This is a genomic window from Treponema sp. Marseille-Q3903, assembly GCF_014334335.1.
Taxonomy (GTDB): domain Bacteria; phylum Spirochaetota; class Spirochaetia; order Treponematales; family Treponemataceae; genus Treponema_D.
Map to the genome: position 1 here is coordinate 1468572 of NZ_JACSEU010000001.1, position 11833 is coordinate 1480404.

Here is an 11833-nt window from a genome sequence, read left to right on the forward strand (position 1 = left end):
TATTATAAAAACTTTAACAGGATATAAAATAATTTTATGAAACTTTTCATCGATTGCAGAATGATTAAAAGCGGAGGAATCGGTTCTTATCTGAAATCCCTTCTCCCGTTTTTTGTTGAAAATTATCAATGTACGTTACTCGGAGACGCAGACTTATTAAAAGAATACTTAAATTTTAAGTCTGTGAAAATAATCGACTGCAATATAAAAAGTTTTTCACTGAAAGAATTATTTTTTTTCCCAAAAGCGATTTTGGCTGAAATAAATAAATGCGATATCTATTACACTCCATACTGCAACATTCCGTGCAGGATAAAAATTCCAATCTATTCGACGATTCACGATGTAGTTTTTCTTGATGTGAAAGAACTTGCTGGAAAAATCGGGACAATTATCAGAAAGTGGTTTTATCAGCGTGCGATAAACAGATCAAAAGCCGTTTTTACAGTCTCTAATTTTTCTAAAGAGAGAATTGAACATCACTTAAAAACTTTGAACACTCCTGTCATCGTCACTTACAATGCAGTCCCACAATGGTTTTGTAAAAATGATAGCAAAATAGTTGCAAAATCTGATATGATTTTGTTTACAGGAAATATAAAAAAACACAAAGGGCTTGATATTCTCTTACATGCATTTCAAAAAGCATTATCAAAAGGATTAAATGCAAAACTTTTTATTGTCGGGAATGCAGAAAATTTTCGCACTGAAGACTCTTCTATCTTTGAAAAAATCAACGCAATGCCAAAAGATTCGGTTGAATTTACTGGCAGAATATCTGATGAAAAATTAAATCAATATTATTCCAAAGCAAAATTGCTTGTTCAACCGTCTTTATATGAAGGGTTTGGAATGCCTCCGATGGAAGCATTGAGTCTTGGGACAAATGTCGTACTGTCCGATATCCCCGTCTTCAAAGAAATCTATAAAGATTTTCCCGTAACTTATTTTAAGGCTGGCAATTCCGATGATTTATGTAAAAAAATCATAGAAAGCTTTAATAAGCCTTCTCCAAAAATAAAAAACAATCGATACTCTTTTGAAAAAACGTTTGAAATTATAAAAGGAGCTCTAAAATGAAAGTTGCAATTGTACATTACTGGCTCGTAACGATGCGCGGTGGTGAAAAAGTCCTTGAAGAACTCTGTAAAATTTATCCTGAAGCTGATATTTACACGAATGTCTATAACGAAAAAAATATTTCAGAGACGATAAAAAAACATAAAATATATACGACAAAAGTCAATAAATACCCTTTTGCAAAAAAATTATATCAAAAATATATGCCTTTTATGCCGAACGCTCTTATGGAGTTGGATTTAACTTCTTATGATTTAATTATTTCAAGTGAATCCGGCCCTGCAAAAGGAGTCTGCCCTAACCCAAACGCATTTCATCTGTGTTATTGCCATACCCCTATGCGTTATCTATGGGATATGTATCATCAATATTTTTCAAAATCAAACGCAATCGTAAAGTTTTTTATGAAAAAGATGATTCCGAGTTTGCGGCAGTGGGATGTTATGTCGAGCAATTTGGTAGATCATTTTGTTGCAAACTCTTCATTTGTCGCTTCCCGAATAAAGCGCTATTATAATCGAGAATCAGATGTCGTTTTTCCGCCTTGCAACATAAACAAATACATAAATAATCCTCGCAATCCAAAAGATTTTTACCTTTTTTTTGGACAACTAGTAGGATATAAACGTGCAGACATTGCGATTGAAGCCTGCATCAAAGCCGGACGAAAAATCGTAGTGATTGGAGATGGAAAATCAAAAGACGCTAGAAGATATGTCCGTTCAGGTCTCGTCGTTTTTACAGGACGAGTGAGCGATGAAAAAGTTGCCGAATTTTTAAGTCAGGCAAAAGCTCTTTTATTTCCGGGTATAGAAGACTTTGGAATTATTCCTGTAGAAGCAAACTCTGCCGGATGTCCTGTAATTGCATATCGTAAAGGCGGCGCAATAGATTCTATCAAAGAAAACGTCACCGGTTTATTTTTTGATGAACAGACAACAGACTCCTTAGTAGAATGTATTAAAAAATTCGAAGACAATGCAAAGCAGTTTTCAGATAGAGAATCATATACAAAACACGTCCGGCAGTTTGCTCCTGAAGAATTTATCTTCAAAATGAAAAAACTGCTCGATGAAAGAAAACGTATTTAGAATGAAAACTTTGCACCAATTGTAAGCACAGAGCCAAAAATCAACGGATATTCTTCCGTATTTACAGTTGAATATGGCGTATTAAAATTTGCGCCTTTCGACGCTCGTCCGCTTTTATCATAAGAATTATAATCGATCATTGTATAATAACTGACAATAAATCCTAGATTGCCGTACAGTTCAACAGGAACTTTTGATTTTGACAGATTTAACTTACCGCCAAAAGACAGCACGTGAATCCAGTTATAAGCGCCGTCGTGTAAAAAATATTTTTTCAAACTGTCGCGATTATACGGAGTCATCTCGGAATATAAAGAGCTTCCGGGAACTTGTTGAGAACCATAATCAGCTCCGTGTCGGATAAATTGATACGAAGCATTGAAATCAAAAATGCTGACAGGAGTCCAATCAAACTTAAGTAAAAATTCATCTGAATTCGGCGGAAGATAATATCCAAGACATTCGCCATTGTTTGTATAGTTTTCACTTATGTAATAAGGATACCACGGCGTGTAGTTGATCGCATGATGTGTATAACAATATGGCTCAATTTTTGTGTAACGGAATGAAATAGTCGCAAGAGCAAGTTTGGGAACAACATATTTTACGCCTGCTTGATAAGCAAACATGTCTCTTGAATCTGTGAACGGGTTATTATTTAAACCATTAATTTCGTCAATAAAGCAAGAAGTCCAAACTTCACCGATATTCGGTAATCTCAATTTTAGGTCTGCAAATAACGAGAGATTGTCACAGTCCCCTATATGGTTTTGATATTCAAGATAACTTGTAAGCGGAAAAATATACCCGATTTCAAAACGCTTCGGCCAGACTACAGTACCTCCGAAATCAGCATGAACATGTTTTGTATCTATTTCAATCATGTTTACAGAAAAAGCATTCTGCCACATCTGCGTGTCGTCATATTTTGAAGGATTTGATTTTGGTAAATAATTCTTGTTGATATAGTCCTGATTCGGATATTCAAGAATTCCTGTAACGCTTGTATATTTTATAAAAGAAAAAGGATTTGCTTGAAAGTCTACAGAGAAAAAAGGCTGTGCTTTTGAATTTAACACAAGAGAACTCCCCTCGTTCATTCCCGCAATCTCTCGTCTAAAGCGACCGCCTCCAACAATAATTTTTTCATCAAGAAATGACGTTCTCATCTCAGATTCAACACCGCCGCTTAAACCTGTTTTAAATGCCCAGCCTTCAAGACCTGATGCACTCATGTTTTCAAGATAGTACATCTGACCGTTCCATCTTTTAGAATATGAATACGGCAGATAAGCTGTGTTTAAATATTTTTTTATTGTTCTCTCTTGGCTTCCACTGCTTCCTGTATCATACCATGCGTAACCGCATAAATAATCATCTGAAAGATGAACCAAAGGCATCCTTGTCAAATCTGCGACAGCCTTAATCATGTAAGAAAAATTGTCTCCAATATCGCCTCTAAACCGAATCTGAAAAAGGTTGTCGAATCCCCACTGTAAGTAAGATTTTTTATTGTAAAGTCCACCTGAAGCTATTGTCTCATTAGATGAATCATATAAAAACAACACGTGAACTTTGCTGTCTTTTGAATTTTGAAATCTAAAATTGACAACGCTGTTTTTTTTGCCATCGTCAAGCATATTTTTGTTTTTATAATCATTTAAAAGCTGAATAAACTCTTGTGAAAAATCAACGCCGCTTTCAAGAATTTCATCGACTGCCTTAAGAATCATTTTTTTTGGATACGGTTTATTACCGGAAAGCGATAAAATCACACCTTTCAACTTTGCATAATCTAGGATGTTATATATTTCATTACCTAATTCTTCGGAAACATAATTTTGAGTAAATGCCGAGAAGAACATTGTCAGCAAAGTCAAAGTAGTTAAAATTATTTTTTTCATGGTTTTTCCCTTATTTCCCTTATTTAAAACAAATTGCATTCGACAGCTGCTGAAAGTTCAATTCCATGCTGAAAATTGCCTGGCAAGTTGTTGCAATTAAAAATAAAAGAATACACTGTCTGAGCCATAACACTTATATGTTTATTAAAAATGTATTTTCCTTTTAATGCGATCGTATTTGTGTATTCAATATCGCCTGTCATCCACATATTGCGGCTTTCTTTGACAGCGTTTTTTCTTTCTTCTTCGTTTTTTGCTTCGTTGTATTTAACCCATGGATAATAATGATATCTTCCATCGGCTTTACTTTTTTGGCTGAATAAGTATTGTGCAGAGTTTCTTCCGTGTAATGCGAGAAGATATGAGATTCCAGCTTCCCATTTTGCATGATTTTGATATTCGGCGCTGAGTTGGGCTGCAAATGTATCAGGACCGAGAGGAGAACCTATCCAAGTGTAAATTGGTCCACCGCGATGCATATCGTATCTTTCTTTGAGCAAAGACCAGTCGGGGCTCTGTTTTACGTATAGATACGGAGATGTATATAGTCCTTCAAAACCTATGCTCAAGTAGTTATCAAATAGTGGAATGTTGTATTTTATACCGATTTGCCCACCTAAACTGTCCGGCATGCAAAGAGCTTTGTCAGAACGATTTCCACCCGGATCGAGCATTTCATTTTGCGCATACATTCCATAAATTGTTAAATTTGATATAGGAGTATATTCAAAATTCATGCAAAAATATGCACAGAATTTCCCTTCACCGTAATGTTCATAATCGCCTTTAGGCATTTTGTTTCCATACTGCGTCCAAGAGCCGAAAGAATGCATCGCCATAAGCGGATTCAAATATCGCAGTTCAAAAGAATCGTTCAAAAGAGAGCCTTCAATAACTCCAATATAAAAGTTTTTGAAAGGTCTGACTCTCAGCTCGTGCAGATATAAATACTTATCGACATCGACTTGCGCCACATCGATAGAATATTTTACATAATCGGAATACAGATCAAGCTTAAAATATACGTCAGTTTCAAAAGTATCGTTGTATACGATGCTTCCTAATTTTGATTTTCCGATTTTAAGACCTTCTTTTCCGATAATAAAATTAAATCCCCAATTTTTAAAACTGTGCGCTATGCTTGAATATACAAACCGCGGTTGCATAAATTCAATCTCGCTGATTCCAAAAGGAATATTTGTAAGATTATTTTTTTCCTGCTGAGCATAATAATTTTTGCCTACGAAATAATCTGATTGAATTGTAACCCAGTTTGAAAACCCGATGATTGCAGGGAACGTAATTGCATTGTCGTTAAAAAAGTAATTGAAAGTCCAGTTTATTTGTGGATTTGATTTAAAGTAGAGTTCAGGAGAAGCAATTGCGTTGACAAAAAAGATTAAATCGCTGTTTTTCACAAAGTTTTTTTTGTTTTCTTCTTCAAAAAAAGATGTGCATTTGTCATAAAGGACTTTCCCTGAATCAGACAGATTTTCGTATTCGATTTTATCTAGGTAATATTTCATCTCAAAAATTGTCATAGGCTGTACATCTAAAAATTGTGTTAGCCCTGCTTCTGAAGAAATCGTATTTAAAGCATCATAAACCCAATGTCTGCTTTTTATCACTTGTGTGTTGTTTTGAGCTGAAAAAAACGAGTACGAAAATAAAAATAAAATTGAAATTGAAAGAAAAAATCTTTTCCGCATTTAAAAAAAATAACATTTTTTCCCATTTTTTACAATTGCAAAACTAAACATTCGCAGTTGTAAAAAAAATAATCTCATAGTAGAATTATGAAGATGTCGCTCGACGAGTTTACAAAATATTTACGAAAAAATTTTCCTCACAGAAGTTCTTTCATTTCGGGTTTTTCTTTATTTTTGGTTGACACTTTAATTCTCAGTTTGTGTTTTGTAATCGGTTTTTTTATAGCGAACCTCATTTCTCCTTCTCCTCTAAATTTCAAATCAGTAATAAACTATTTTATTTTTGTTCCGTTTATCTTGATTTTATATGGAGTTACAGGGCTTTATCCTGGAATTATGATTCCTCCAACTGAAGAAGTTCAAAAATTTACCGCATGCAATTTTTTCGGATTCACTGCAATTTTAATTGCACTTATTTTTTCTGATTATGTAGATATTGAAGAAGTAAAGAAATTTATTATTCGCGACAGCTATAACAGAGCCATAGCACTCGCATTTTTCTTTTCATTTTTCATCTCGATATTTCTCATGCCGGGAGTTCGCCAATTTTCAAAGATTCTATTCTCTCGTTACAAATGGTGGGGAGTTCCCTCGATCATCTACTGTACAGGAAACAGCGCTGATGAAGTTATAGACAGAATGATTGCGCACAAATCTTTAGGTTATCATCCCGCAGCAATAATTGATTCATCTGCAACAAAAAATGGAGAATACAAAGGGATTCCTGTTTTTCCGCCTTCTGATGATATCTTAAAGAGGATAAAGGCATATAACATAAAAACAGCAGTTATATGCAGCTATAAGGGAGAAATCAGAGAAATCATGTACTCTTACAGATATACGATTTCAGTTGCTCTCAATCAAAGCACATTTACGTCAACACAGCAGATAAAAGATATTGCAGGAATCATCGGTTTCTCTTCAATCCACAATTTGACTTTTAAATTTAATCTTTTAATCAAACGGCTTATGGATATCTGCATTATTGTCTTTTTCAGTCCAATATGGATTCCGGTTTTCATTATTCTTGCAATTATAACTAAACTCACTTCAAAAGGTCCTGTTTTCTACTGCCACAAACGAGTTGGAAAAAACGGAAAAAGCATCAGCTGTCTGAAATTCCGTTCAATGTGCATAAACTCGCAGGAAATACTCAAAGAGATTCTTGAAACAGATCCTGTCCGTCGTGCTGAATGGGAAAAAGACAGAAAATTTACAGATGATCCGCGCATAACAAAATGGGGCAAATTTTTAAGAAAGACAAGCCTTGATGAACTTCCACAGCTTTTGAATATCATTGCCGGACAGATGAGCCTTACAGGACCTCGTCCTGTGACTGAACCTGAACTTGTAAAATATGGCAGTTATAAAGATTATGTGCTTTCAGTTACGCCGGGACTGTCGGGGATGTGGCAGATTTCAGGACGGTCAGACACAAGTTACGAAGAGAGAATTGCGCTTGATTCTTACTATATCCAAAACTGGTCAATCTGGCTTGATATTTGGATTTTAATAAAAACTGTTTATGTAGTTCTGCTTGGCAAAGGTGCATACTGATAATGAAAAAAGTAATTTTTTGTCTGTGCCTGATTTTTAATTTTTTCTTTGCCTTTTCACAGCAGCCGGAAACTTCAGATTCATCATATCCGATAAATGAAACAGGATATAAAATTTCAGCTACAGAATACTCAATCACTGAATCAGGTTTTAAATTTCTTGGAAAAACTGGCAAAGCAGCACTTTTTAGAAATTATCCACTCGATAAAAAAAGAATCTTTAAAAACGAAGACGAGTTGTCTCAATATCTCGAAAAATATAAAAAAGAATTAATCAACTCAAGGCATTTTCAAAGCGTCGATATCTCATACGAATCAGTTATCGGTTCAAATAAATCAGCTTCACCTTCGGATAATTATGATAAAAACATTACAGATATAATTGTAAAAATAGCGTTGCATGATTCTCTCCATCTTCTTGCAATACCTTATGGAAAATATAACTCAAATTCAGGGCTTTCGTTTAAAATAAAAGTCAAAGATACTAACTTTTTGGGTACGATGAATCCGTTGAATGCTGAAATCGCTTTAAAGCACTCATCAAAAGGGCTTGAACCTGTTGCAGGGTTTTCTTATGATTTTCCATTTACAATCGGCAAAATTTCTGCTGCGTGGCTGAACAATTACGAAATTTCATATACGATTGGAAATAAAACTCCTGAATGGAATCTAAAAACAGGGGTAAAATTTCTTTTTCCTTACGAAAATATTTCTTTTGTATGCGAAGCGTATCAGTATTTTTTTAAAAATTACGATTATCAAAAATTTAATGATGATACATATTTTAAAGAAGAAGCAATTTTTTCGATGCCGATAATTCTCGCAAAATTTGAAAACCTTTCAAAACTGTATTATATACCGTATATTTCATTTGATTACAATTGGGATTTTGACGGAATTTCAAAAGGAAATTCGGATCTTTCAAGCCCTGCCGTCACAATCGGACAGAAAATATATTCCGCAAAAGTAAACTGGAATGATAATTTTCGAACTGGTTATGATATTGTTTTTAAAAACTCGTATACATACAACTTTCAAAGAAATGATTTTTCGCCTTATATCTCTTTAGAAGCAAAATTTTATGCGAATACACAGCTGTTCGATACTCCTGTCTTAAACATATATGGTTTTTCTCTTGATTTTTATGCATTTCATTATTTTTACAATTCGGGAAACACATACAGTTACGGTGAAAAAATCGGTCCACGTTTGCGAGGAATTCTTGACGAACAAAATGATATAAACTACGGAAACCTCACAGACCCAATGGCTCCAAAATATTCAACTTCTACAGCAGTCGTTGTAAATTTTGATTTTCCATTCCATCTTTTTACGACCGATTTTAAATATCAGCTCATCAACTTCAGCTGTCAGCTCTCTCCTTTTTTTGATGCTGCTTTGATTTATAACAGAGAGACAAGCGAAATGCTTTCTATAAAAGAAGGCTTATATGCAGCAGGGCTCGAAGTTCTTGTCTATCCGCTTAAATGGTCAAGTTACACAATTCGTGCAAGTATAGGTTTTGATATAAAAAAGATTTTAAAATCAGATGAAGATAAGTTATCAGCGCTTTTTCACAATAACGAAGTGTTCATCGGAATTGGACTTTTCTATTGATTTTGATTTAGTCTATTTGTGACATAATCAAAACTGCGTTTTTCTGCCAGTATTCATCAGGCATATACTGTACAAGAACTTTTAAAAGATTTCTCGAAAACTTTTTATATCCGGCTTTCTCTGCGTAGAGTGCAAAAATATTAAAACTTTGCCAGACTCCGTATTTATTGCCCCATTCAATTATGTCATTGTAAAATGATACTTCTTGAAAAAATGTTTCGAGGTCTTTGTAAGAATATTCTGAATTGCGAAACTGAAGGATTTCAATTGTCTTTGTCAGGCTTGTGATAACGCTCAACGAAGCAAAATCAATCGCTTTATCGAGGGCACCTTCATCATAGTAATATTTTGCAAGCTGATTGTAAGCGTCAATCGAATTGTAAGAATCAGCTCTGTAAAGATTAAAAAACTTTGCCATCGAATCGTCTTTTTCCGATTCCAAGACAAATCGCATCGCACTTTTCAAGGCTCTATCTTTAAAATTTTTATCTTCTGTCAAAATATTTAAAAGGCGGATTTCCATTTTTTCTTTATCATTTTTCAATCTGCTTATATCGGCGAGCATGTACAAAATTTCATATTTTTCGTCAGGAATATCAAGTACGGCAGAATTTTCAAGCGCCAGATTGTAATATTGTTCGGCAAAAGTGTATTCGCCTTCCAATTTGTAAATGTCCCCGATTATTTTGTGCGCTTCGGGGTAAACTTTTGACGCATTCATATAATCAAGAAGATTTTGCAAAGAGTTGTTAAAATAATCATTTCCTTTCTTTTTGAGATAGCTGTTTATAATGCTGATTGTCTCTTTTTCTTTGCGGCTTTCAAGAATTTTCAAAATTGATGATATGCTGTCTCCTGCCATTTGAACTTTTTTAGAAGAAAGGGATTTTTTCAACACATCGATCTGCTTTTCAATCTGCTGACTCCTGTATAAAATCGCGTTTTCTGAATATTTCAACGCTTTTCCATAGTCCTGTTCGTCAAACGCCTCAACAGCTTTGCGATACTCTTTTACGCTCTGGTCAACAGACTCTGTGCTGACCGCAAAAAAATTAAAACTCAATAAAAAAAACGTAAAAACAAAACTTGTGATTTTTCTCATATTATAAACATCCAAAATCTGATCGCTAAAAAGATTTTAATTCTTCTTCGAATACTTTATCGGCATCTTTTTCATCAATCGTTCGCACTATTTTGCCTTTTTTAAAAATAATTGCTTTACCGTTTCCGCCGGCAATTCCAATGTCGGCATGTTTACCTTCTCCAGGCCCGTTGACAACACAACCCATCACGGCAACTGAAATATCTTTATTCATGCACAAAAGTTTGTTTTGCCATCTGTTGATAAAACTGTGGACATCAAAACCAATTCGGCCGCAGCGCGGACAGCTAATAATTTTTACACCGCCTTTTCTTTTGCCACATTCTTTTAAAATGTTCAAACCAGCGATAACTTCATTTTCTGGGCTTGAAGAAAGGCTTACCCGAATCGTATCACCGATTCCTTGATTTAAAAGAGTCTGAAATGCCATCGTCGATTTTACGATTCCGCCGATAAGAGGACCTGCTTCTGTAACTCCAAGATGAAGCGGATTGTTGTATTTTTCAGCATAAAATTCGTTGCATTCAACAGTTTCAGTGACATCGCTAGATTTCATGCTGACGACATATTGATTAAAATTCAGCTTGTCAAACACTTCAGCTTCTCGTACAGCAGTTTCGCAAAGTCCTTGTGAGCGGCTCATATTCCCAAGCGCAATCTGTTCCTGTAAATCTTTGGGGAGGCTTCCTGAATTGATTCCAATCCGAATGGCAACTCCGTTTTCGCGGCAAGCCTCAACTACCTTTTTTGTATTTTCGAAAGAACCTATATTGCCGGGATTGATTCTAATTGCAGCAACGTTTCCTTTTAGGCATTCAATGGCAAGCCTATAGTCAAAATGGATATCTGCGACAAGCGGCATCGAAGTTCTTTCTGCAATGATGGAAAGAGATTTTGCACTTTCAATATCGGGAACGGCAAAACGGATTATATCACAGCCTAAAAGTTGCAAATCATTTATCTGTTTTAGTGTACTATCTAGTTTTTGTGTATCGGAAGAGATATCGTTGATCGGCTCTTTCCACATAGTCTGTAGAGAGATTGGAGAATCACCACCTATAGAAATTCGATTTGTAATCCCCTTGCCGCCTAAAAAAATCTTTATTGACATATATTGATAATATCACATGATTGAAAGATAAATCAATTGTACAAAAAAAATGGGGCTGTCTCAAAAGTCGATTACTTTCTCGACAGCCTGTCGAGTTTAAAATTAAGTCTTTATATTATAATGACTTAATTTTAAACGTCGCACATAAAATCAAGGAAGCTGTCCAAAAACTGAAGTTTTTGGACAGCCCCTTCGTGTTTTCATTTACGTGATTGTGACTATGCTATCATAGAGAATACCATAGCGAACAATGCTACAGATTCACAAAGACCAACGACCATGATGTACTGGGCAAAACCTTTTCCTGTGTCTCCAAGGGCATCAGAACCGGCAGCTCCGGCTTTTCCCTGTGCAATAGCAGAGAAACACATTGCAAGACCTGAAGCTAAACCAAGTCCAAGAGCCATACCCGGATTTTCGGCACCAAGAGTTTTCAATTTAATATTCATCAAAAGAAAACCGTAAATTGTCTGAGTCAGAGGAGCACCTGCAAATACAGTCAAAATGAAAGGAGCTGGTTTGTTATTAACATAGCAGCGTTTCCAAGCCCCGATTGCACCTTGACCGGCAATCCCAATACCAATTGCTGAACCTATTGCAGCAATACCCATACAAATAGCAGCTCCGAGCATACCAAAAAAATCCATATTTTACTCCTTGTAA

The 11833-nt window shown here is 35.1% G+C and carries 9 protein-coding genes; 4 read left to right on the forward strand and 5 right to left on the reverse strand.

Translation table 11 applies throughout. The features are described 5' to 3' along the window. Window positions 1-36: 36 nt before the first annotated feature. Together H9I37_RS06660 and H9I37_RS06665 are read left to right on the forward strand one after the other, a co-directional pair. Window positions 37-1080: a glycosyltransferase family 4 protein gene (locus H9I37_RS06660; RefSeq protein ID WP_187381672.1), complete on the forward strand. Its 1044-nt coding sequence runs from the start codon at window positions 37-39 to the stop codon at window positions 1078-1080. Next, window positions 1077-2171, forward strand: a complete 1095-nt coding sequence (locus H9I37_RS06665) for a glycosyltransferase (RefSeq protein WP_187381673.1) — start codon at window positions 1077-1079, stop codon at window positions 2169-2171. Before H9I37_RS06660 ends, H9I37_RS06665 begins: the two co-directional genes overlap by 4 nt. Here H9I37_RS06665 and H9I37_RS06670 read toward each other — a convergent pair. Together H9I37_RS06670 and H9I37_RS06675 are read right to left on the reverse strand one after the other, a co-directional pair. Continuing rightward, window positions 2168-4075, reverse strand: a complete 1908-nt coding sequence (locus tag H9I37_RS06670; RefSeq protein WP_187381674.1) for a hypothetical protein — start codon at window positions 4073-4075, stop codon at window positions 2168-2170. The two genes, H9I37_RS06665 and H9I37_RS06670, sit on opposite strands and share 4 nt — an antisense overlap. 23 nt (window positions 4076-4098) lie before the next feature. Further along, complete coding sequence (locus tag H9I37_RS06675; protein ID WP_187381675.1) at window positions 4099-5784, reverse strand: hypothetical protein; 1686 nt, start codon at window positions 5782-5784, stop codon at window positions 4099-4101. Between the two features lie 93 nt (window positions 5785-5877). Here H9I37_RS06675 and wbaP point away from each other — a divergent pair, with 93 nt between their 5' ends. After that, complete coding sequence (gene wbaP, locus H9I37_RS06680; protein ID WP_187381676.1) at window positions 5878-7341, forward strand: undecaprenyl-phosphate galactose phosphotransferase WbaP; 1464 nt, start codon at window positions 5878-5880, stop codon at window positions 7339-7341. 2 nt (window positions 7342-7343) lie between these two features. Continuing rightward, window positions 7344-8957 (forward strand): hypothetical protein, encoded by a 1614-nt coding sequence (locus tag H9I37_RS06685; protein ID WP_187381677.1) that lies wholly within the window; start codon window positions 7344-7346, stop codon window positions 8955-8957. A 7-nt stretch (window positions 8958-8964) separates the two neighbouring features. On the opposite strand, the gene H9I37_RS06690 is transcribed toward H9I37_RS06685, so the two are convergent. From H9I37_RS06690 to H9I37_RS06700, 3 genes are all read right to left on the reverse strand, one after another. Next, the gene (locus H9I37_RS06690) at window positions 8965-10059 is read right to left on the reverse strand and encodes a tetratricopeptide repeat protein (protein ID WP_187381678.1); all 1095 of its coding nucleotides are present in this window, start codon (window positions 10057-10059) and stop codon (window positions 8965-8967) included. A 25-nt stretch (window positions 10060-10084) separates the two neighbouring features. Further along, window positions 10085-11170, reverse strand: coding sequence for a flavodoxin-dependent (E)-4-hydroxy-3-methylbut-2-enyl-diphosphate synthase (gene ispG / locus H9I37_RS06695; protein ID WP_187381679.1), 1086 nt, complete (start codon window positions 11168-11170; stop codon window positions 10085-10087). Between the two features lie 218 nt (window positions 11171-11388). Next, window positions 11389-11817: a V-type ATP synthase subunit K gene (locus H9I37_RS06700; protein WP_187381680.1), complete on the reverse strand. Its 429-nt coding sequence runs from the start codon at window positions 11815-11817 to the stop codon at window positions 11389-11391. Window positions 11818-11833 lie beyond the last annotated feature (16 nt).